We start from the raw sequence: 23031 nt of genomic DNA on the forward strand, positions 1-23031 counted from the left end.
ATTTCGGCGCTGTTGCATGATCGGAAAAGAGCTAATTCTTTTGAATTTCGGTCTGTCCGACTATTTTATAGCGTTTTCCGGGTAGGCTGTGAATGAGTGACTGCATTTCAAGTTCCAATAGGATTAAGGCCAATTTACTTTGTGGCCATTTTGTGAGGTCAATCATATGGTCTATTTCTAATTGTCCCTTTTGCTGAATGAGCGTAAAAAGGAGTTGTTGATCTTTTGTCAATGTCAAAGGAAGGCTAAGCTGTTGACCAACAGCTTTTGTACTGATTTCCCAATTCATGAGGTATTCCAGATCCTGAAGACCTCTAATCATATGCGCACGGTTGGTTTTGATGAGGTAATTGGTGCCTTCAGAACTTTTTTCGTAAACGGCTCCTGGAAAGGCACATACATCGCGATTGTAGCTGTTGGCTATTTCGGCGGTAATCAAAGCACCTCCTTTAATTGCAGCTTCTACAACAATGGTGACATCCGCCATACCGGCTATGATGCGATTGCGCATAGGGAAGTTACTGCGTTCAGGTAATGTGTTGGATGTAAATTCTGTCAATAAACCTCCTTGGTCTAGCATTTTTGTGGCAAGTTCACGATGGGATGCCGGGTAAATGCGATCGAGACCATGCCCTAATACAGCAACGGTGGGAATATTATTTTTTAGTGCGTTGCGATGTGCTAAAGCATCAATACCATAAGCAAGACCACTAACGATTAAGGTGTCTTTGGTACCGTTCATAGCCTCTAGCAGATCTTCGCATATTTTCTGTCCATAGTAGGTTGCATGTCTAGTACCGACGATACTTATAATTTTTGTGCTGTTGAGTGGCTGATTCCCTTTATAATAGACAACAAGCGGAGCGTCTTCACATTGTCGTAGCCTATTTGGATAATTTTGGTCTTCCAGCCATAACGCTTGTATCTGATGTTTTTCGATAAAAGCAAGTTCTTTTTCACAGGCAGACATATAGCTTTTATTGTGTATGGCTTCTGCGATCGATTCCCGTATCCCAAGAATTTGCATCAAATCTTTTTTTGAGTAAGCAAATAAGTCTGCCAACTCGTGACCTTGGTCAATGATGTTACGCGCTGTCCTAGGGCCAATGCCCTTGATTTTCGTCAAAGCTATGGGATAAATTAGTTTCATAATTGGGTTTATTTAAATATAGGAAAATTATAAGTAGCTGTCATACTTTTTGTTAGAATTGCTTAGGCATATTATGTTTTTAAAGCAATGACAAAGTTCTTAGTCGGAGGCGATCGCGTGCCTACTATAAAATCTCTGGATTGCTATGACATGATTGCGCTTTTCCTAAGCTTATTTGAAATCTCAAGGAATGAAATATTGGTCGATTATGGAAAGAAGATGAGGAATTGGTACCTTTGAGCGATTAATGATATTTTAACTATGGAAATGAAAGAACCTTTTGATATTGAATTGGGGGATATAGTTTATTCTGTTTTCCCTGAGGAAGAAGATACGTATGTTATTTTTAAAGATGGTGTAGAATACGTAAAAATTATTAAAGACAATGATACAAACTGGCTGAAACTGAACCCAGAAACGGAGCTTCCTATGTTCGGTATGGATGAAGAGATCAATCTGATTGGCCTAGAAATTAAAAAAGAATTAGGTCTTTAGTTCTCTAAGTTAAAGATAGTTAAATACTTTTAATTTTATTTATAGTTGGTTATTTTAGTTTGTCAATTATAAATATGGTTCGTATTGGGTTTCTATCTTTATTATTTTTCTGTGTCTATTTCTCATTGAATAGGCAGGGGCTTTTTGCCTATCCAACGGAATTTTATCATCAGGATACCATTGCGAAAAAAGGCAGTCAAAAAGATACTTTACGTTTGGATACTGTTTCGATCAAGCGTAAATCAGCAGCGGATAAATGGGAAGAAAAAAAGGAGGAGTATAAGTCGATCTTTTTCTGGGGTGATACGAAAAATATGGTGACCTTGCCTCACCAGGGAGGAATTGCGGTCAATCTGAACAAGCTTTACAATAAATTCAGTCGAAAGGGACGAAATTCGCGGAAGCTTCAACGTCAGTTTGAAAAAGAATACCAACAGGATCTGATTCGCGAGGAATGGTATCCGCTGACTCAGGAATACAGTAAGTTGTCGGGAGATTCTCTGCGTAAATTTAGAATATACTATGAGCCTTCCTTAAAGTGGCTTCGTGAAAATGATCGGTATGAGAAGATTGCTTATATCCATCTGTGTTTAACGAACTACCTGGATTCTGTAGACATTATCCATAGGCGACTTCAATTTCCTATGGGTAATGCCAAACTTTAACTACATAGGTACATATACCAGGTATTTTGTATCAAAGAAATCTTCTTTAAAGTAACCGGAAAGCGGGTGTAATTCTGCTTTGAGCTTAGATTCTTTGATCTCTTCGGTGAGATCTCCGCCTTTCAAGTAAAGAATTCCATTAGGAATACCGTTTTTATCTTTTTTTGCGAATTTATTCTGTATCCAAGGCGTAAATTCTCCAAGTCTTGTCACAGCTCGTGATATCACAAAATCGTACTTGTCGTCGAGTTGTTCTGCGCGGATATGATCTGCTTCAACATTTTGGAGACCCAGTCCAGCAGCAACTTCGCGTACGACTTTTATTTTTTTGCCGATAGAATCGACCAAATGGAATTTGACTTCAGGAAACATAATGGCCATTGGGATACCTGGAAAGCCCCCGCCGGTTCCTACGTCCAAAATTTGTGTTCCTGGCGTGAGCTCTTGAACAAATTTAGCGATACCTAGCGAGTGTAACACATGGTGCAGGTAGAGGCTATCTATGTCCTTACGTGAAATGACATTGATTTGGCTATTCCAAAATGTATAGAGGTCGGCAAGTTTTGCAAACTGTTCTTTTTGAATATCCGTTAATTTTGGAAAATACTTATAGATGATATCAACTGTTGGATTCAAAGCTTAATGTTTTAAAAGTGAATTATTTCCAGCTTATTTTTTTCTTTTTTCTGCTGAACATGCCATTGATGCAAATATAGAAATAGTAGATGAAGTCTACCAAAGGTAGCCACCAAATGAGTTCCTTTACTTCTAGTTTTTTATAGATGTTGGCAAATATTATCCATTGTGCAATCAGCCTTAGGAGGTAGGCTGTAACAGGAACATACCAGTACATTGGAAAGGCAATTGCTGTTGCGATAAGGGCGACATAAAAAAGGACGGCTGATACCAGCTGCGTGCCCAGCATGCGCTGATGTCGCTTTTTGTAAATGGTAGAGGCTCCTGAGTGTCTTGCTTTTTGCTTGTAATAGCTCCTCCAGGTCGCTTTGGGTTCCGAATAGACAATGGATTCGGCTGCCAGTGCAATGTTAACGTTGGTAGGATTTGCATTTTGGTTGACAAAAAGATCATCATCGCCAGACTTAATATGCATATGGGCTGCAAAACCTTTGTTACGAAAGAAAAGGTCTTTTTTGTAAGCCATATTGCGTCCTACTCCCATATAGGCATCTCCCTTTAGTGCATAGGCAAAGTAACTCATGGCCGTATGGCTGGTTTCAAATCGAATCAATAGATTTAGCAAGCTTTTTTGCTTAAAATAAGGAGAATAGCCAAGTACAATTTCTGTTTCTGGTCTGAAGGCTGCTGCAATTTCTTTGAGCCATTGATCGGATTGTGGTGCACAATCTGCGTCAGTAAACACCAGTGTCTGGTGCTTTGACGCTTTGATACCCATACTAACGGCAAACTTTTTACCATGTTTCAAGCGAATATGCTCTTTGATATCCACAATCTTTAAATGGGGGTATTTTGCTTCGAACTCATGCAATATCCAGGGCGTATTGTCAGTCGAAAAGTCATTGACCACAATGACTTCAAAATTGGGATAGTCTTGATTCAGTATACTCGGGAGGAATTCCCGAATATTATCCTGTTCATTGTGTGCACAAATAATAACGGACAGCGGTGGGAATTCAGTTCCTTCTTGTACAGTTTCAATTTGATAACCACTCAATTTGCTATATACAAATAAGATGTAGTACAATTGTATCAAGAGGAAAAGACCCAATACTCCGAAAGCAATATATGGAAGATTGGCCAAAAATACGTGAAGGTCAAGCATAGCTCACAAAGATAAGTGCTTTCCGCAACTTTTTTATAGGGGAAAAATGATAATTTATTTTTGAAACATCCTGTTTGCAAATCTTTTTATAGTATTTTTGCAACGTATTCTAGGGATGAATCCGAGCTTGGGTGAAAATTAGAAAAGCTATAACGACTTTTTAAGTTACAACTGACTGAAAATGAGTTTTTAATTTTTTACACCAAATGCCGATATCGCCATGTCCATGGCAAATCATCCTTTAAAATAGAAATAGTCTCAGAGGAAAAATATTAATGAAATTTACGCTACAAGCACAAGATAAATTGTCAAAAGCACGTGCAGGTGTTGTCGAAACTGCACACGGTCCCATTCAAACACCTATTTTTATGCCTGTTGGTACGGCAGGTACAGTGAAAGCAATTCATCAACATGAATTGAAGAACGATATTGAAGCACAGATTATTCTGGGTAATACGTACCATCTCTATTTACGTCCCGGATTGAATGTGTTGAATAAGGCGGGCGGGCTGCATAAATTTAATGGTTGGGATCGACCTATTTTAACGGATTCCGGTGGTTATCAGGTGTATTCGTTGACCGAAGTACGTAAAATCAAAGAAGAGGGGGTTACCTTTCGTTCCCATATTGATGGATCAAAACATCTATTTACACCAGAGAATGTCATGGATACACAACGTATTATCGGTGCGGATATCATTATGGCATTTGACGAGTGTACGCCTTATCCATGTGATTATGGGTATGCACGTCGTTCTTTGGATATGACCCATCGTTGGCTGAAACGCTGTGTGGATCGTTTTGATAGTACAGATCCGCTTTATGGATATGACCAGACTTTGTTTCCAATCGTTCAAGGATCTGTTTACAAAGATTTAAGGATAAAATCTGCGGAGACTATCGCTTCGTTTAACCGCGAAGGAAATGCGATTGGTGGATTGTCGGTAGGCGAACCGGCGGAAGAAATGTATGCGATGACCGAAGTTGTCTGTGATATCTTACCACATGACAAGCCACGTTATCTCATGGGGGTAGGTACACCGGTAAATATCCTTGAAAATATTGCTTTAGGGGTGGATATGTTCGATTGCGTTATGCCAACCCGTAATGCTAGAAATGGTATGCTTTTCACGCAAAATGGTATTATCAATATCAAAAATGAAAAGTGGAAAGATGATTTTTCACCAATAGAAGCGGAGAGTGATCTGCAGGCAGATCAATTTTATTCGAAAGCTTATCTAAGACATTTGATTAAATCGCAGGAAATTCTTGGAGCACAAATTGCTTCTTTACATAATTTACATTTTTACCTTTGGTTGGTGAATCAGGCTAGGGAGCGAATCATTGATGGAACTTTCTACGATTGGAAAAACAAAATGGTGAAAATATTGGATCAACGTTTGTAAAACTAAATAGCTCAAGTTAAAAAAATGCTGTCGTTAATCGATCGTTACATCATCAAAAAGTATCTAAGTACTTTTTTATTCACTATGGCAATATTTACTGTTGTCATGGTGGTTTTTGACGTGTCCGAACGATTGGATGATTTTTTAAAATATCATGCTCCCCTCGATAAGATTATTTTTGAGTATTATGCAGGGTTTATTCCCTTTTACCTAAATTTTCTTTGTCCGCTGATCAACTTTATTGCGGTTATTTTCTTTACCTCAAAGATGGCAGACCAAACCGAAATTGTCCCGATTCTCAGTGCCGGATATAGCTTTAACCGTTTGCTTCGTCCCTACATGATCGCTGCAACCCTAATCTTTGCCATTTCTTTGGTATTTAACATCTTTATTATTCCGAAGACCAATAAGATGAAGGTTGATTTTGAAAATATCTATGTAAAGCCACCTAAGGATAACTCGAGGGTTTCTACCCATATGCAACTGGACAAAAACAGCTATGTTTATATAGACAACTTTGATAATTCTACCAAAACAGGCTACGGATTTGTACTTGAAATTTTCAAAGGGGATACCCTTAAGGAGAAAATGATGGCTGATCGTATTACGTGGGACTCGGTGGCGACAAAATGGAAGATCGAAGGGTATACCAATCGTATTATCAATGGACTACATGAACGCATGGACAAAGGAGCTGTTAAAGACACAACCTTGGATATGAAACCTTCTGATTTTGAGGTACGTGATAATATGTTTACCGCCATGGATACACGCGAATTAAATATTCGTATCCATAAGGAGGAGATCAGGGGAACCGGAGTCATGAACGATTTATTACTGGAGAAATACAAGCGTTACGTATATCCATTTTCAGCTTTTGTATTGACCTTGATGGGTGTGGCACTGTCATCCAAGAAAGTGCGTGGGGGGATAGGATTGAGTCTTGGTATTGGTATCGCGCTAAGTTTTACGTATATCGTATTTATACAGTTTGCAACTATGTTTTCTTTGAAAGGGGGACTGCCACCGTTGATAGCCGTATTAATTCCGAATGTTACCTTCTTTTTGGTAGCACTATACCTGGCGATAAAAGCGCCAAAGTAATTTTTTGTTAGTTTTCAATAACTTCAGTGAGCCTGCCTTATAAAGGGAAATAATAGGTATTGCTCATCATTTCTATACAAATGTATTCTAGAGAATATGACTAAAATTCAATTAAATCGGAATATTCTAATTCTGCATTTAACAATACTCATTTGGGGATTTACCGGAATTTTGGGTAGTCTGATTTCCGTATCTGCCCTTCATTTAGTGTGGTATCGTGTTGCAATAGCGTCTATCGCGCTGTTGATCTATTTCTTGGTAACCAAACAGTCTATTGTAGTTTCGAGGAAACAATTTCTCCAGTTTTTTATGGTGGGGGCCGTTGTTGGGCTGCATTGGGTATTATTTTTTTATTCGATCAAAGTATCTACCGTATCGGTGACATTGGTTACGCTATCCTCTGTGACCTTATTTACAGCAATATTGGAGCCTATTGTGAATAAAAAGCGTATTGCGCTGTTGGATATTGTTGTTGGTTTGGTCATTATCATCGGTATTTATACAATCTTTTCTTTTGAAACACATTACCTCGTTGGTCTATTGGCGGGGCTCGGCTGTGCGTTTTGCGCGAGTATATTTTCTATCGCCAATGCGCGCATGGTTAAAAAATCGAGCCCGACCTTGATTACGTTCTATGAGATGATGGGGGCATGCTTCTGGATCAGCATATTGATGTTGTTTACAGGAGATTTCAATGCTGAAATGAAATTGGGACAGCAAGATTTAATTTATCTGCTGTTGTTAGGTGTGGTTTGTACGGCGGTGGCCTATGTTATGGGGGTTGCTGTCATGAAGGAATTATCTGCTTTTACTGTTGCGCTGACAACAAATCTGGAACCTGTTTATGGTATTCTGTTGGCGATGTTGATATTTGGACAAAAGGAGACCATGAGCGGTGGGTTTTATCTTGGTGCTTGTATCGTTTTGGGAGCAGTATTCACTTACCCTTATGTCAAAACGAAATTAGAGAATAGACAAAAAGATCTTGTTATTCGTAAATTGCATTAATTGAAATCGGGGCTATCCAATCTTTTTGGATAGCCCCGATTTCATGTGGTTATATACCTTTCCCCTAAAGCATCATTTCATAGATGCAATTTTTAAAGGGTTTGATTTGTCTTTTTGGACACCTTCTGTCTCTGCTCATCTACTGGAATGAAAATTCGCCAATCCCAATATTGCGCTCTTTATTGCGGTCAAGATAGATCGTAACGATTTTTCGTTCTTGCTTGCCACTGCTATAGTAGGTGTAAATTTCGGCCATTACCGCTGCAGGTCCTGCTAAAGTAAGGGAATCATCGTTATAGAAGTCAACTTCAATTTTGTATTTTCCTTTTAAAGCTTTTTTTAATAAAAATTGCTCAGGGCCATAACCACCAGTAAAGTCATTGCTGAGTCGGCCCCCAATGGCTGTGGCTGGATTACTATAGAAGCATTTTTCTTGATTTGGATCAGTTACCCAAAGGTCGATATCTGTGTTTCGTGAATTCCAATTGATGACAACACGCATGTCGACGGGTAGGTCAGCAATCAATTTTTTGTTCACGGCAACTTTGGAGCTAGCAGCTTTGTTTACTTTAATGAGATTATTGATTTCCATGACCAATGTTTCTTCAATACCATCATCGCGATCGGCTGCTTCTGGGGAGTAGCTCTGGGTCAAAATCCCATATAATTGTTCTAGCGCCTCCTTAAACATACCTTTGTCTTGTAAAACGAGGGCATAATCGCGGTGGCTTTGTGGATCCATGGGACGCCATTTTAATACCTTTGCAGTAATGAACAGTGCATTGTCGTAATCTCCCCATTCCCGTAACTTATAGGAAATGGTTTTGTAGAGATCTGCATTTTCAATTTGTAAGTCTGCAAGTGCGCTTAAGATGAGTAAGGCTTTGTTGTGATCTCCTCTTTTGAAAAAGAAGTTTGCGACATCGAAATAAAAAGTTGGCGTTCCCATATACTGATTCCGAAGTTGGAGATAGCTTTTGTAAGGATCTTTGGATTGATTAAGGTCCTGTAAATAGGCTTGGTCTTCTTTAATTTCAGGGATGCTTATTTTTCCATGTATGCTGTTGATGCTGCTTGTCGTTTGTATGCCAGCTAGGCGTTCTTCTAAGGATTGAACAACAGCGAAATCCTGAAGAACATCATCAGATGCCGCCATCGCCAATTCACTGGTAACAGCTTTGGCGGTATTTGAATTGCCTTCGGCGACCACTCTTTTTTCACTAGCGGCAGCTGATGACCTGAGTTCTTCGGCTCGTGCTGTCGCGGCAGGGCTAGCTGAAGGACGCGACGGTATAGGTGTAGCAGGAACAACTCCGGTAGCCGTCTCTTCGGCAACAGCAAGGTCAGGGATGGAGATCAATCTTTTACGCGTTGGGTATTTCTTTTTTTGCTGAAAATCGGTATTCCACCAGGACTGAAGCTGTTTGGTAATGTCTTGAGCCTGATCCAACAAGTCTGCTACACGTTCTTCCTTTTCTATATGTTCTTCTTTGATGAGCCGCTTGAATTCGGAAAGCAATTCGGCGGGCGGAGTTATTGCATAACGTACGTAATCTTCTGTGGTTTCCAGTACAATCAGGCTGGTATTTCGGGTAACAATACCGAACTGTTTGCCAAGAGTTTCAATTTCTTCACGATTGTCTTCGTATTGAAGATCCAACGCTTCAATTTTCTTTTGTGCCCAGATCTGCTGTAGGTCAATTTCACCATGGTCAGGCTGTAGCGCTATACTAATCTCTTTCGGTGCTTGTTGCCCATCTCCTACAAGTACGGTGATCTGCTTTAATCCCGGGCGTTTCCCTACGCCTGCGAGAGAAAAATTGGCTTGTACTGGCGTGCCTTTTTGAGGATAAACTTCCTCAAAATCATTTTTTTCTTTTATCCCCAGGTAAATAAGGTCTATCGTATTTAGCTTATGGTACGCTTCAGTTGTTGAGGTATTGGCTAAATTGATCATCTTTCCAAGATGTTTCTGGGAAATTTGTTTTAGGACACCGTAGTCCGATCCATTGGACGAAGTAATGCAATAAACTGGATTGTCAAGGTTGATTTTACTTTGACCAAATGTAGAAAGGCCATCGCTAAACAGCAGGTAATTGTTGGCCTGTATTACACCGGTTTTTATTTGACTATAGTCTGTGCCGCCATCGTAGTCAATTCCTTTGATGTAGTTTTTGAGATCATTCCAATTACCTTGTCGTACCTGAAACGTATGACCTTTTACAAAGCGGATATCCAATAAGCCGAGATCGACAGTCATATTGGGGTTTTCTTTAAAAAAGAGATCTAATAGGGCGAGTTCCTTTTCTATATCTCTATTTTTACTGCTGAGCGAGCGGTCCCATATAATTCCAATACTGTGCCCCCATTTTTTTTGAGTAGATTTTGTCGCGTTTGCCGTTACATTGGCAAGAAAGTAGAAGCTTTTATCCCCATTTTCCTGAAATAGGCCAGATGCTTCCTTGTTGCCTGTCGGCAGTTGAAGAACTAAATTTCGCTGGGATTTAAACTGTTGTTTATGTAAAGAAGCTGTGTAATTGCTGTTATGCTGTGAGAAAGCCAAAGAACCGTCTGGTTTCTCGGTGAAATCTGGCTTATCGGTATTTTGAAAGACATGAATATCCAATGCGAAGTTTTCAATGGGGGAACTATAGTTTAAGGGTAGATGGTAGTACCGAGCCTGATCCGATGTTGTGGTCAGATTTTCTGAATAGCTAATCTGAACGGTACGCTTCCCATTCGCTGGTAAAGGGTAAATTCGAGTTCGGAAATTATTTCCTTCGACTTTTTCCAATAAACCCGGATCAATGCGGCGTGTTTCTATACTTTCAAATACTTCGGTTCCTTTATTCTTATCGACTGGAACTGCTTGTCGTAATTTGCCGTTGATATCTAAGGCGTAGCCGCTCACGGAGACACCTTCGGGCATAGGGAATGTCAGTTCGCCCTCGAGATCGCGGTTGGTCTTGTTATCAAAGACCATTGTCATCGTCGTTTTGGCTATATCTCCGAATATGACGACAGCTATTTTTAGGTCTGCCAATATCACCTTGTTTTGCTGGCCATCGCCATCTTTAATTTTTAAGCTTGGTATTTCGCGTGTAGTTCTGATCTGAGATTTCGTGTCCACATTGGAAAATACCAAAATTATGCAAAGGGCAACTATGATCTTTTTCATCTTTCTATTTTTAGTAGGTGAGGGCAGAGAATATACTGTTAATTCGCTGCACAATTAGCTATTTATTCTTGTAGTGATGCCGGGAAATTCAAAATTCCATAATCGAGGATAATTAATTTTTATACCGTGTTTTTTACGGTTGATGCAGTTTATTTAAACTTATGTTAATCATTGGCTAATATTTGGCTTTTATGTTTGCAATACCGTTGGGTTGCCCACTGCGCATGGATTGTGTAGACAAAACCTGCTGTGTTATAGCCTAAGCAAGACGATAAGAATGAAATTTAACTAGTTGAACGTGTCCGAAATATGGATAACAGTAAGCATTATTTGAAAAATTTAGACAGATGAAAAAAATATACAGTGTATTGGCGTTGGCCCTATTATGTGCTTCATGTAGTAAAGATGACGTATCGCAGATTACTGATCCGATTGAACTGACCTATCCCGAAAAGGCCATAGCAACAGATCCCAAAGTATTGATTGATGTTAATGGGGTAAAAGTGTATAATGGGGGTTATGGATCATCGATGGCTCAAGATCCTACTGATAAATCTATATTTTATCTTTTAACGGATAGGGGACCAAATATTGATGGGACGGAAAATGATAGTAAAGTATTTGCTTCGCCAACATTTACACCGCAGATCGGTAAATTCAGATTAAAAGACAATACGCTAACATTGGAATCTTTTATCGAATTGAAAAATAAAGATGGTGTGAAATTGAATGGTCTACCAAATCCAGAAGGGAAAGGTGGTTCTGGGGAAAAAGCATTGGGGGTTGATGGTAATGATCTAGGGAAAAGTGAGGATGGAATCGATTCAGAGGGACTAGCGAGAGCGGCGGATGGTTCTTGGTGGGTCAGTGACGAATACGGACCACATATCGTTCATTTTGACGCTTCGGGAAAGGAAATAGAGCGGATCAATCCGTGGTCTACGGGTAAAAAGTTGCCTTTGGTATTTGCCAAACGTCGTCCTAATCGTGGAATGGAAGGATTGACGCTTACACGAGATGGTAAAACACTGGTCGGAATTATGCAATTTCCACTTTATAATCCATCTAAAGATGCGATTAAAAATTCATTGGCAATCCGTATTGTTACGCTGGATATTGCGAGCGGCGTCACGAAACAATATGTCTATATGATGGAGCGTACCGATTTGCAGGCAGTAAGTGAAATCGCTGCCGTGAGCAATTCAACATTTATTGTATTGGAACGTGACGGGGAATACGCGACAGAAACAACTCGTTCTACTGTATTTAAGAAGATTTATAAAATAGATCTTTCTGGCGCAACAGATATCTCAGATGCGAATAATACGGCAACGGGGAAATTATTTGATGGTAAAACTGTGGAGGAACTCAAAGACGCGGCTACATTGGCAAAATATAATATTAAACCAGTCAATAAGACATTGGTCGCCGATTTAATGACGGATATCAAGGAATTGTATCCGCATGATAAAGCTGAGGGCCTGGCTGTCATTAATCCATCTCTGATCGCGGTATGTAATGATGATGATTTTGGGGTAACGGGAAAAGGTTTTTATGCGACGAAAATATTACCTTATATAAAGACCGTAGACAAAAACAGTATTTATTTTGTTAAACTTAAGGATCCATTGAAATAGTGACTAACTATTAATTATAAAAAGGTCCGTTGAATTCTCAACGGACCTTTTTATGTTTTGTGCTGTCCAAGCTTTTATCCTTGTTACGAAGTCTAAACGTAGCTTAGCATATCACTGGTATGATCTCTCTATTGAGAACTTCCTTCTTTTAAGCATTTATTGTTGCCAGGAAGTCCTTGCTTTCAAGCTCTGAATACCCCATTAAGTATTCGTCTACTTTTCGAGCACATTCGCGTCCTTCAGAGATGGCCCAAACAACAAGCGACTGGCCTTTACGGCAATCTCCAGCAGTGAAGATATTATCAATTGTCGTTTGGTAGTCTTTATCATTTGCAAGGATATTTCCTTTTTCATCGACACGTACACCCAATTGTTCTAGGAGCGTATGTTCAGTGTGTTGATAACCAATAGCCAATAAGACGAGGTCTGCTGGTATTTCACGGATCTCGGATTCTCCTAAGCGGGTTCTTTTTCCAAATTCATCAACTTCGTATTGAACCTCTTTGATTTTTATAGCTTTGATATGGCCATCTTCATCTTTAACAAATTCTTGCGTTTCTGTAGCCCAAAGTCTTTCACAGCCTTCTTCCTGAGAAGAGGAGGTTCCGAATGTGAGCTTGTCCATTGGCCAAGGATTGTTCTTTAGACGTTGTTTAGAAGGTGTAGGTTTGCGGGCAATCTGTGTGATACTTTTTGCACGATGACGATTGGATGTACCAATACAGTCTGATCCGGTATCACCATCACCGATGACAACAACATGTTTGTCTGTTGCCAGGATGCGGTCTTGTTCGATAGCAATTCCACTTACTTCTTTATTTTGCTGGGTCAGAAAGTCCATGGCAAAATGTATGCCTTTAGCTTCATGCCCTGGTAATTGCATGTGCCATGGAACGGTAGAGCCTGTTGCCAATATAACAGCATCATAAGCTTTTAATTCATAAAAGCTGATGTCTTTGCCAACTTCTGTATTCACCTTGAATTCTATTCCCGATTCTTTCAGGAGATTGACACGGCGATCGATCACCGATTTTTCTAATTTAAAATCCGGAATACCGTAGCGGAGTAATCCTCCAACCTGATCATCACGTTCGAAAACAACAACATCGTGTCCTGCTTTATTGAGCTGAGCAGCAGCCGCTAGTCCGGCTGGACCGGAGCCCACGACGGCGACGCGTTTGCCTGTTTTTAAATAACTTTTATGTGCTTTGACATAACCCTTTTTAAAAGCAATCTCGATAATATGTTTTTCGATCTCCTCGATAGTGATCGGAGTACTATGTATACCAAGTACACAGGCTGATTCGCATGGTGCCGGACATATTCTACCTGTAAATTCAGGGAAGTTATTGGTGGAGGACAAAATCTGATAGGCCTCTTCCCATTTTCCATCGTATACGGCATCGTTAAATTCAGGGATGACATTGCCCAGTGGACAACCTGAATGACAAAATGGAATACCGCAGTCCATGCAGCGCGCGGCCTGCTTATTGAGCTCGTTCTCAGAATACCCTTTATTGAATTCTTTATAGTGCTGTACGCGACCTTCCACAGCTTCTTTTGTTGGAAGCACGCGCTCAAATTCTTTAAAACCTGTAATTTTTCCCATGATCTGTGCTTCCTATATTATGCTTCAACTAATTTTTGACGAATGACATTTTTGTATTCTCTCGGGAATACCTTAATGAATTTATTTTTTTCTCTTGACCAATTTTGTAGTATGAAATCTGCTCTACGGCTATTGGTGAGCAAGATATGACGTTTCAGTAAGGCGATAATTGCGGTTTCGTCTTCACTTTCCAATGGATCCAGATCGACCATTTCCTGATTACAGTTTTCGCGGAAATCTTCATTAATGTCGTAGATCCACGCAATACCACCGCTCATTCCGGCAGCAAAGTTACGACCTGTAGCACCCAAGATCAGCGCACGCCCCCCTGTCATGTACTCACAGCCATGGTCACCAACACCTTCAACTACAGCTGTTGCACCAGAGTTACGGACGGCGAAGCGTTCACCGGCCTGTCCGTTGACGAATAGATGCCCAGATGTTGCTCCAAATAGTGCAACGTTGCCAATAATGATATTATCTTCCGGTACTAGAGCACTTTCTGCAACTGGATAGATGGCTAACTGAGCTCCTGATAGTCCTTTTCCAACATAGTCATTGGCTTCACCTTGTAATTCAAATGAAAGACCTTTCGTTGAAAATGCACCAAAACTCTGTCCGGCAGAACCTTCAAATTTGAAATTGATGGTATTGTCTGGAAGACCTTCTGAACCATAAAGTTTTGAAATTTCATTGGACAGCATGGTTCCGATGGTACGGTCTGTGTTTTTTACTTTAAATGTGCCAAATACAGGCGTTTTGCTTTCTAAAGCCAACTTGGATTGTTTTAATAAGCCCCAATCCAAAATCATGGCCATACCGTGATCCTGCTCTTCGGTATTGTATAACGATTGTCCAGGCTCGTTGCGTTCCACATGTAGAATGTCTGTGAAATCAATTTTCTTAGCTTTCCAATGGTCTATATTTTCCCGTTTCTTTAAGAACTGAGCCCGCCCGACCATCTCGTTGATGGTGCGGAAGCCAAGATAAGCCATCGTTTCACGGACTTCCTCTGCTAGGAAGGTAAATAAGTTGACAATATCTTCTGGTTTTCCAGAGAATAATTTACGCAGTTCTGGATCTTGCGTTGCAACACCTACAGGGCATGTATTCAAGTGGCATTTACGCATCATGATACAGCCACCGGCAACCAATGCTGCTGTAGATACGCCCCATTCCTCAGCGCCCAATAGTGTGGCGATGATGATGTCACGACCTGTTTTTACCTGACCGTCCGCCTGCAACACAACGCGACTGCGCAATTTGTTTTTAACAAGTGTCTGATGCGCTTCTGCAAGCCCTAATTCCCAAGGCAATCCAGCGTGTTTGATTGAACTGATCGGGGATGCACCTGTACCACCATCAAAACCTGCGATAAGAATCACGTCGGCATGGGCCTTCGCCACTCCGGCAGCAATGGTACCAACACCCGCTTTAGAGACCAACTTTACGTTGATTCTTGCTTGACGGTTAGCATTCTTTAGGTCAAAGATCAGCTGCGCTAAATCTTCGATGGAGTAAATATCGTGATGGGGTGGTGGTGAAATTAGACCGACACCCGGTGTAGAGTGTCTGGTTTTTGCTATCCAGGCATCCACTTTGGGGCCAGGTAATTGACCTCCTTCTCCCGGTTTGGCACCTTGCGCCATTTTGATTTGTAGTTCGTCTGCTTGTGTCAGATAGTTGGAAGTAACACCAAAACGAGCCGAGGCTACCTGTTTTATTGCCGAGCGCATAGAATCTCCATTTGGAAGCGGTTGATAACGCAATTCATCTTCGCCGCCTTCACCGGTGTTCGATTTTGCGCCGATGCGGTTCATGGCGATGGCAAGGGTGCTATGCGCTTCGTGGGAAATTGATCCAAAAGACATCGCGCCGGTTGCGAAACGTTTTAGAATTTCACTAGCAGGTTCTACTTGCTCCAATGGAATAGAATTGCGATGTTTTGCAAAGTCCAACAATCCGCGAAGGGTAAACATGTGTTCTTTTTGCTCATTGATTTTCTGCGCGTATTTTTTATAGGTCGCATAATCTCCAGTGCGACAGGCCTGTTGCAATAGGTGAATCGTGTCTGGATTCCAAAGGTGGCCTTCACCACGACGCTTCCATTGATAAATACCGCCTTCTGGCAATAGATTTTGTGGAGTACGGCTTTTTTCAAATCCGCGCCAATGTTTTGAAAGAGCTTCTTTAGCCAGATCATCCAAAGTCATACCGCCGATACGTGAGACAGCTCCGCAAAAGAATTTATCGACAACAGACTTGTCAATACCAAGTACCTCAAAGATCTGTGCACCATGGTAGGATTGCAACGTGGAGATCCCCATTTTGGAGAAAATTTTCAACAAACCATTGTTAACGGCTTTGACGTAATTTTTGGATAGTTCAGGCCAAGTCAGTTCGGTATCCAAGGTGTTTTGCTCCTTCATGGTACGGATACTTGCCAAGGCCATATAAGGATTGATCGCAGTGGCACCGAATGCCAATAGGCAGGCAAAATGGTGTACTTCCCAAGCATCACCGGCTTCGACCACTAGGCCTACAGCACCACGATTACCTGTTTTGATCAAGTGGTGATGTACTGCCGAAACAGCAAGTAATGAAGGTATAGCTGCATGTTTGGAGTCAATCGCACGATCCGAAAGAATGAGTACTTCAAAACCATCACGTACAGCATCATCCGCATAGCGGCACAAGCGTTCCAGACCGGCTTCCAATGATCCAGGTTTACCATCTGAGCGGAAGTAAGACTGGATGGTTTTTGCTTGGAACAATCCTGTATCGATCGAACGCAATTTCTCCAGTTCTTTAGAGGTCAGGATCGGATGCGGTAAGGTTACACAGTGACAGAATTTCTTGTCTTCGATTAGGATATTGCCTGCGTTACCGATAAATGTTGCTAAACTCATGACCAAGCGTTCGCGAATCGGATCGATCGGTGGGTTGGTTACTTGGGCAAAAAATTGCTTAAAATAACTTGAAATATGCTGTGGTTGATCGGAAAGAATGGCTAGCGGAACATCGGACCCCATGGAGCCTGTTGGTTCGTATCCTGTCAATGCCATTGGGGTCAGGATGGTTTCTAGATCCTCGCGGGAGAAACCAAATGTCTTTTGATATTTGAAAACAGAATCTTTGGAAAGATAGGTGTAGGTTACACGAGGTTCTTCCAGTTCTTCTAGCTTAATTTTATAGTTGTCCAACCAATCACTATAAGGCTGTTGGTTGATCAATTGATCTTTTACTTCGTTATCGGTGAGGATACGGCCTTGTTCCATGTCGACAAGGAAAATCTTGCCTGCTTGTTGACGGCCTTTTTTGATGATGGTAGACTCCTCGATCGGAAGTGCCCCTGCTTCAGAAGCAACAACGACGCGGTCGTCTGAGGTTACGGCATAACGTAGCGGGCGTAAGCCGTTGCGGTCTAATGTAGCACCAATATGCTTGCCATCGGTGAAGCAGAGTGCTGCAGGACCATCCCAAGGCTCCATCAAGGTTGCGTGATATTCGTAGAAAGCACGTTTTAAAGGATCCATTTGCGTATTGCCATCCCAAGCCTCAGGGACCAACATCAACATCACATGGGTGAGACTACGTCCGCTATGTAAAAGAAGTTCGGCTACATTGTCAAGGCAGGCAGAATCTGATTGACCACGGTCAACAATAGGAAGTAAGATTTCCATCTCTTCTTCCGTAAAATACGGCGATGATAAAGCGCGCATACCTGCGTAAAACCAATTCAGGTTACCTGTCAATGTATTGATCTCGCCATTGTGTGCCAGCATACGGAATGGCTGAGCGAGGGACCATGAAGGAAAAGTATTGGTGGAAAAGCGCGAGTGAACTAAGCCAAAAGCAGATACCACACGAGGATCGCGTAAATCAAGATAATAAGTTCCGACCTGGTATGTTGTTAATTGACCTTTGTAAATAATTGTTTTGCAAGAAAGCGATGCAAAGTAAAGGGGGAGAGGGTATTCTTGTTGTTGTTTAACTTTTTGAATGATCAGGCGACGTAGTACAAAAAGTTTGCGTTCAAATTCTTCAGTGTTTGAAACGCCGTCCGGTCTGCTAACAAAAAATTGGACTATTTCAGGTTCTGCACTGAGCGCTGTTGGTCCAATACCTTCACGATTGACTGGTACTGGACGGTAGCCAAGGAATTTCATACCCCTTTCTGCTGCCGCTTCCTCAATCAAATCCCGACATATTTTGTTCATGTCTTCTTCTTTTGGAAGAAAGACCATACCTGTGCCATAATAACCTGGCTCTTCCAATTGTATACCCAAGTTGATACATTCTTCCCATAAAAATTCATGGGGAAGCTGGATCATGATACCCGCTCCATCACCGCTTTCTGGGTCACAGCCACAAGCACCACGGTGCTCCATATTCTCCAACATGGTTAATGCATCTTTTACTTGTGCGTGTGATTTATTCCCTTTGATATGGGCGACAAAGCCTACCCCACAGGCGTCATGCTCAAAATTAGGGTCGTAGAGGCCCTCCGTTTTCGGTCTTTGTTGAATCATCTTTCCTTTTCAAATATTATACATTGCTAATATAGGAATAAAAAACGGAAATATTATAAATATTATAATGAAAATGTATTTAGTTTGATTTTATCATTTCTTTTGATATGTTTTGTTGCCGATATTGTATTTGATATTCGCCGCAATCAATTCAGTTTGATGCATCGCTGAATAATGCAACATTTGGCAATATTTTTTGTGGGATATGGAAAAATCATCCCAAGATTGCAAGAATATATATAAATTAGGCAAAGTATTGCATATCCTTTATGCTGTATCGACATGGCTTAACTAAAGAGTGAGATGAAAATAACTGAAATTGAAATTTATCGACTAAGCATTCCTATGGAACCTTTTGTTATCGCAACAGGGACGATGGATTATGCGCAAAATACTTTTATACGTATATATACAGATGCTAATATATATGGTGTGGGCGAATGTTCTGCCTTTCCGATGATCGTAGGAGAAACACAAGATACTTGTTTAGTTCTGGCACGGGATTTTGCAAAGATTTGGAAGGGGCGCGATCCTTTGGCTATAGAAGAGCGTTTATCAGAATTGGACCTATATATCGCCGGTAACAAGACGATCAAATCAGCTTTTGATATGGCCTTGCATGATCTGGCGGCCAAACATGCTGGTCTGCCACTTTATCAATTTCTAAAGGGAGCGAAGCGAGAGATTACGACAGATATCACCTTGGGAATTGCGTCTCCAGAAGAGATGGCGTTGAAAGCAAAACGTTTACAGAGCGAAGGTGCGGTCATGTTGAAAGTTAAGTTGGGAAAGGATCCAAAAACAGATATTGCGCGTATACGTGAAATACGTAAGGCTGTTGGATTCGAAATGCCTATTCGTGTTGATGCAAACCAAGGCTGGTCTTATGAGGAGGCATTAGAAGCATTACAGGGGTTGGAACCTTTTAAGATACAATTTTGCGAGCAACCGATGCGTACATGGGACGACGAATATTTACCGCAATTGCGTGCAGAAACAATTGTTCCCCTGATGGCGGATGAATCCATTTATTCTCACCATGACGCAGAGCGTCTCTGCAAAGCGGATGCTTGCGATTATATCAATATTAAATTTTCGAAATCAGGAGGCATACAGGAAGCCTTAAAAATTAATCATATTGCGGCGGAATACGGTATTACTTGTATGATCGGAGGGATGTTGGAATCTCGCTTGGCTTTAGCTGCTAAAGTACATTTCGCTTATGCAGCACCGAATGTCAAGTTTTTTGATCTGGACACCTGTATGGTTGGCCATCTGAAGGACCCTGTTATAGGTGGTATTCAATATGACGGATACAAAATACATATCTCAGACCAAATTGGAATCGGAGCAGATATGGAACAGACATTTTTAGATCAATGCGAGAAATGGATCATTTAAATTGAAGAAATATGAATAGTATGAACTGGGGAATAGGGACACAAGAGATTATTGTCCTGATTATTATCATTATCTTCTTGATAGCGGCCTATTTGTTTTTCTCTAAGTTGTTGAAAAAGTAGGTTTTAATTGCCTTTTTTTGATTGAATTCCTTCGATGAACTTATTTTTAAGTTGTAAAACTGAAAAATAAGTTATAGCTTTATATTAGTATAAACAACGCATCAAATTATGGAAGAATTAACAAAAAAAGAAGAGGAAGTCATGCAGGTGATCTGGAAACTCAACGAGGTCTTTGTCAAAGATATTATTGAGTATCTGGATCCAAGCAGTTCAATTCCTTATAATACAATCTCCTCGATTGTAAGAATATTGGAAAAGAAAGGGTATGTAGGTTATAAGGCCTTCGGAAAAACTTACCAATATTATCCTTTGATTTCGAAGATGCAATACCGGAAATTATCATTCTCGAGAGTGCTCGATCATTATTTTGATGATTCGGTAGAGAATTTACTCTCTTTTATGGTAAAAGAAAAGAAGCTTTCGGCGGAGGATATTCAGAAAATAGAACAACTCATCAAAAAACAAGAAGATCATGAATAGCTTACTTTATTATTTATTTGAAGTTAACTGCAGTCTGGTAATCGGGGCAGTTCTTTATTTTCTGGTATTCAGACAGCTTTCATTTTTTCAATGGAACCGTTATTTTATCCTAGGTTTATGTTTGTTGAGTCTGCTTCTGCCATTTGGAACTGTACGTTTGGGCGAATTATTTCTTCCGTCGGCAAGTCCGGCTCTCGCTTTTGGACAATCCAATACACTAACTCATTCCATCGGAACTGCGAGTGGTCTCGTGTCAGAAGTAGAAATGGCCGATTCTTTCTGGCATTCTTTTTCGATCGGATATGGCATTGCTTATGGTTATCTGCTTGTATCTTTTGTATTGTTGTGCCGCTTTGCGTTTCGCTATATCCGCTTGTACCGTCGAATTGGACAGTTAAGTCAGTATAAATTTGACGGATTTACAATGGTTGCTCCTTTTGGACATTATGCGAATTGTTCTGTGCAGCATGTCATTGTTATGGAAGAGGATCAGCTCGATACGCCAGAAGGTAAATTGATTTTTGAGCATGAGCGTCAGCATATTGTTTTTAACCATTGCCGGGATAAATGGTTGATAGAAATTTTTCGTTGCCTTTATTGGCTAAATCCATTTGTTTATTGGTTGCGTAGACAGCTGTATTTGCTGCATGAATATCAGGTTGATGAGGTGTTGGCCAATCGATATGGTAACAGCGGCTATGCCCGTTTTCTACTGACTCAAACACAGCAGCCATGTCCCACTGGGTTGCAGAGTAGTTTATTTAAGAATAGACATGAGTTGGTGGAGCGGGTACAGGTTATGATGTCAAAACCTTCCTCCAAAAAGGCAAGATGGCAGTACGTATTGACCATTCCATTACTAGGTCTTTCACTGTTATTTTACTCTTTTATTAATCCACCGAAGAGCACTTGGTTTTCTACTTCTTTAAAAGAAGGAAGTAATCGGTCTAAAACGATCATTCTTGACCCCGGACATGGAGGAAAAGACACGGGTGGTATTTCATCTTTCGGATTGGAAGAAAAATCATTGACCTGGGAAACCTGTTTGCTTTTGAAACAGGAGCTGGAGCGCAAGGGGCACAAAGTCGTATTGTCAAGAGCGGCTGATGAATATAAATTACTCAGAGACCGGTCTAACTTTGAAGGGGATTTATTGCTATCAATCCATTTCGACAATGTAAAAGACAAACAATCTCTTCCTATTCGAATATTATATCAGTCGGGGATTAATCATAATCCGCTCGAAGAGCTTAACCACAAATTTGCGGTTAGTCTGGGCCAAAGGCTGCAACAGAATGGACTGGCAGTGAGTGCTCCAGCGATAAATACAAAGCTAGCGATTTTACGTGGTGCTAAAATACCGGCACTTCTCCTTGAGCTGGATAACATCAATGCAATTGATAAAAACGTGAAACCTGACTTTGTCAATAAGCTAGCTCGTGCGATAGACCGGAGTTTCGAATACTAAGCGTTAATTGTCGTATATATCATGAAGTTTAGGATACTCTTATGGTTATCCATGGCATTGCCGTGCCTGTTATCGGCGCAAATGGTACCCAAAACTAAACAGCATTTAACTGACAGTACAATGCTGAAAAATGCTGGATCCGATTCAAGGAGGATAGATACAGTGCTTGTAGAGGGATCAAGGCCTCTCGAACAGCAACTTTTGGATCGGGTCCGTATTCGACCGGGCAGCAATCCTGTTTTATTGAATGGAAATACGTTGGCTATCTTAAATGCCATTCCGAGTATACAGGTAGATGAATTGGGCAATTTGTCGTTACAAGGAAAAACAGGCGTGCTGGTTACCATCAATGGCAAGCAGACCTATCTAACCGGAACTTCCTTGATCGGCTATTTAAAATCGATACCGGTAAGCTCTTTAGAGAGTATTGATCTCATGACTATACCGCCTGCAAAATGGAGTGCGGAAGGAGCTGGTGGCGTAATTGATATTCGTTTAAAAAAGGATATTCTGAAAGGTCTAAAAGGAAATGTTTTTTTAGGAGCATCAAAAGGTAGGCTGTGGAAGTATAATAATGGACTGAGCCTGCAGTATGGAACGAAAAAATGGACCTTAAACTCCAGTTTTTCCGTTGCACGCTCTTCGAATTATTTTGATGTCGACCGCACACGCGAACTTGCGTTTGGGGAGAATGTTAATGATGTGATCTCTCAGCTGAATAAGGAAACGAATAGCACGCAGGAATTTAATGGGCGTTTGGGCATGAATTATCGAATCGACAAGCAGTCGTCTATTGAATTGAACTGGAATTATCTTCGCAATAATTATGAGGAGATAGGCGTCTATCAAAATGATTTTTCAGCCGATGGAACATTTATAAGTGCAGCCTAGGAGTACGATTCCTTTTACATTTGTTAAAAAAATGTGGTCTATACGTGTTTTAAATCTCTATTGGGACGAAAATAGATTATATTC

16 protein-coding genes are annotated in these 23031 nt (G+C 40.7%); 10 read left to right on the plus strand and 6 right to left on the minus strand.

Annotated features, from left to right (window positions below):
* Nucleotides 1-31: 31 nt before the first annotated feature.
* Entirely contained in the window at nucleotides 32-1150 is a 1119-nt protein-coding gene (gene dprA, locus BGP15_RS22510; protein WP_286752319.1) for a DNA-processing protein DprA, read from the minus strand.
* 261 nt (nucleotides 1151-1411) lie between these two features.
* Here dprA and BGP15_RS22515 point away from each other — a divergent pair, with 261 nt between their 5' ends.
* On the plus strand, nucleotides 1412-1645 hold the full coding sequence (locus BGP15_RS22515) for a hypothetical protein (RefSeq protein WP_070560687.1): 234 nt from the start codon (nucleotides 1412-1414) through the stop codon (nucleotides 1643-1645).
* 74 nt (nucleotides 1646-1719) lie between these two features.
* Nucleotides 1720-2310, plus strand: a complete 591-nt coding sequence (locus tag BGP15_RS22520) for a hypothetical protein (protein WP_286770793.1) — start codon at nucleotides 1720-1722, stop codon at nucleotides 2308-2310.
* On the opposite strand, the gene rsmG is transcribed toward BGP15_RS22520, so the two are convergent.
* Nucleotides 2311-2946, minus strand: coding sequence for a 16S rRNA (guanine(527)-N(7))-methyltransferase RsmG (rsmG, locus tag BGP15_RS22525; protein WP_070560683.1), 636 nt, complete (start codon nucleotides 2944-2946; stop codon nucleotides 2311-2313).
* Between the two features lie 22 nt (nucleotides 2947-2968).
* Nucleotides 2969-4111, minus strand: a complete 1143-nt coding sequence (locus tag BGP15_RS22530) for a glycosyltransferase (protein WP_286770794.1) — start codon at nucleotides 4109-4111, stop codon at nucleotides 2969-2971.
* 275 nt (nucleotides 4112-4386) lie between these two features.
* Here BGP15_RS22530 and tgt point away from each other — a divergent pair, with 275 nt between their 5' ends.
* The 3 genes from tgt to BGP15_RS22545 all read left to right on the plus strand — a co-directional run bounded on the left by tgt (nucleotide 4387) and on the right by BGP15_RS22545 (nucleotide 7629).
* Complete coding sequence (tgt, locus tag BGP15_RS22535; RefSeq protein WP_070560679.1) at nucleotides 4387-5517, plus strand: tRNA guanosine(34) transglycosylase Tgt; 1131 nt, start codon at nucleotides 4387-4389, stop codon at nucleotides 5515-5517.
* Nucleotides 5518-5544: 27 nt separating this feature from the next.
* A complete protein-coding gene (locus tag BGP15_RS22540; protein ID WP_046674188.1) occupies nucleotides 5545-6621 on the plus strand; it encodes an LptF/LptG family permease in 1077 nt (358 codons plus the stop codon).
* Nucleotides 6622-6717: 96 nt separating this feature from the next.
* A complete protein-coding gene (locus BGP15_RS22545) occupies nucleotides 6718-7629 on the plus strand; it encodes a DMT family transporter (protein ID WP_070560678.1) in 912 nt (303 codons plus the stop codon).
* Between the two features lie 139 nt (nucleotides 7630-7768).
* Here BGP15_RS22545 and BGP15_RS22550 read toward each other — a convergent pair whose 3' ends face one another.
* On the minus strand, nucleotides 7769-10807 hold the full coding sequence (locus BGP15_RS22550; RefSeq protein ID WP_286770795.1) for a DUF2135 domain-containing protein: 3039 nt from the start codon (nucleotides 10805-10807) through the stop codon (nucleotides 7769-7771).
* Nucleotides 10808-11154: 347 nt separating this feature from the next.
* On the opposite strand from BGP15_RS22550, the gene BGP15_RS22555 reads away from it, so the two are divergent.
* Nucleotides 11155-12444 carry an esterase-like activity of phytase family protein gene (locus BGP15_RS22555; protein WP_286770796.1) on the plus strand — a complete coding sequence of 430 codons (1290 nt, stop codon included), beginning with the start codon at nucleotides 11155-11157 and terminating at the stop codon, nucleotides 12442-12444.
* Nucleotides 12445-12592: 148 nt separating this feature from the next.
* Here BGP15_RS22555 and BGP15_RS22560 read toward each other — a convergent pair whose 3' ends face one another.
* Together BGP15_RS22560 and gltB are read right to left on the minus strand one after the other, a co-directional pair.
* On the minus strand, nucleotides 12593-14053 hold the full coding sequence (locus BGP15_RS22560; protein WP_070560674.1) for a glutamate synthase subunit beta: 1461 nt from the start codon (nucleotides 14051-14053) through the stop codon (nucleotides 12593-12595).
* A gap of 17 nt (nucleotides 14054-14070) precedes the next feature.
* Nucleotides 14071-18585, minus strand: coding sequence for a glutamate synthase large subunit (gltB, locus tag BGP15_RS22565; RefSeq protein ID WP_046674106.1), 4515 nt, complete (start codon nucleotides 18583-18585; stop codon nucleotides 14071-14073).
* 303 nt (nucleotides 18586-18888) lie between these two features.
* Here gltB and BGP15_RS22570 point away from each other — a divergent pair, with 303 nt between their 5' ends.
* The 4 genes from BGP15_RS22570 (at nucleotide 18889) to BGP15_RS22585 (ending at nucleotide 22947) form a co-directional block, all read left to right on the plus strand.
* Nucleotides 18889-19986: a mandelate racemase/muconate lactonizing enzyme family protein gene (locus BGP15_RS22570; RefSeq protein ID WP_286770797.1), complete on the plus strand. Its 1098-nt coding sequence runs from the start codon at nucleotides 18889-18891 to the stop codon at nucleotides 19984-19986.
* A 230-nt stretch (nucleotides 19987-20216) separates the two neighbouring features.
* Nucleotides 20217-20588 carry a BlaI/MecI/CopY family transcriptional regulator gene (locus BGP15_RS22575; RefSeq protein WP_070560671.1) on the plus strand — a complete coding sequence of 124 codons (372 nt, stop codon included), beginning with the start codon at nucleotides 20217-20219 and terminating at the stop codon, nucleotides 20586-20588.
* Nucleotides 20581-22056, plus strand: coding sequence for an N-acetylmuramoyl-L-alanine amidase (locus tag BGP15_RS22580; protein ID WP_286770798.1), 1476 nt, complete (start codon nucleotides 20581-20583; stop codon nucleotides 22054-22056). The genes BGP15_RS22575 and BGP15_RS22580 overlap by 8 nt, the downstream gene beginning before the upstream one ends.
* Nucleotides 22057-22077: 21 nt before the next feature.
* Complete coding sequence (locus tag BGP15_RS22585; protein ID WP_286770799.1) at nucleotides 22078-22947, plus strand: TonB-dependent receptor; 870 nt, start codon at nucleotides 22078-22080, stop codon at nucleotides 22945-22947.
* The last annotated feature ends 84 nt before the right edge of the window (nucleotides 22948-23031 follow it).

It is taken from the genome of Sphingobacterium sp. 40-24 (assembly GCF_001899705.1).
Classification (GTDB): domain Bacteria; phylum Bacteroidota; class Bacteroidia; order Sphingobacteriales; family Sphingobacteriaceae; genus Sphingobacterium; species Sphingobacterium multivorum.

Bases quoted from the DNA above. Each gene is read 5' to 3' on its own strand.
- dprA (WP_286752319.1), bottom strand. From the start codon at position 1,150: ATGAAACTAATTTATCCCATAGCTTTGACGAAAATCAAGGGCATTGGC.
- BGP15_RS22550 (WP_286770795.1), bottom strand. From the start codon at position 10,807: ATGAAAAAGATCATAGTTGCCCTTTGCATAATTTTGGTATTTTCCAAT.
- BGP15_RS22545 (WP_070560678.1), top strand. From the start codon at position 6,718: ATGACTAAAATTCAATTAAATCGGAATATTCTAATTCTGCATTTAACA.
- tgt (WP_070560679.1), top strand. From the start codon at position 4,387: ATGAAATTTACGCTACAAGCACAAGATAAATTGTCAAAAGCACGTGCA.
- gltB (WP_046674106.1), bottom strand. From the start codon at position 18,585: ATGATTCAACAAAGACCGAAAACGGAGGGCCTCTACGACCCTAATTTT.
- BGP15_RS22530 (WP_286770794.1), bottom strand. From the start codon at position 4,111: ATGCTTGACCTTCACGTATTTTTGGCCAATCTTCCATATATTGCTTTC.
- BGP15_RS22555 (WP_286770796.1), top strand. From the start codon at position 11,155: ATGAAAAAAATATACAGTGTATTGGCGTTGGCCCTATTATGTGCTTCA.
- BGP15_RS22575 (WP_070560671.1), top strand. From the start codon at position 20,217: ATGGAAGAATTAACAAAAAAAGAAGAGGAAGTCATGCAGGTGATCTGG.
- BGP15_RS22585 (WP_286770799.1), top strand. From the start codon at position 22,078: ATGAAGTTTAGGATACTCTTATGGTTATCCATGGCATTGCCGTGCCTG.
- BGP15_RS22570 (WP_286770797.1), top strand. From the start codon at position 18,889: ATGAAAATAACTGAAATTGAAATTTATCGACTAAGCATTCCTATGGAA.
- BGP15_RS22520 (WP_286770793.1), top strand. From the start codon at position 1,720: ATGGTTCGTATTGGGTTTCTATCTTTATTATTTTTCTGTGTCTATTTC.
- BGP15_RS22515 (WP_070560687.1), top strand. From the start codon at position 1,412: ATGGAAATGAAAGAACCTTTTGATATTGAATTGGGGGATATAGTTTAT.
- BGP15_RS22580 (WP_286770798.1), top strand. From the start codon at position 20,581: ATGAATAGCTTACTTTATTATTTATTTGAAGTTAACTGCAGTCTGGTA.
- BGP15_RS22560 (WP_070560674.1), bottom strand. From the start codon at position 14,053: ATGGGAAAAATTACAGGTTTTAAAGAATTTGAGCGCGTGCTTCCAACA.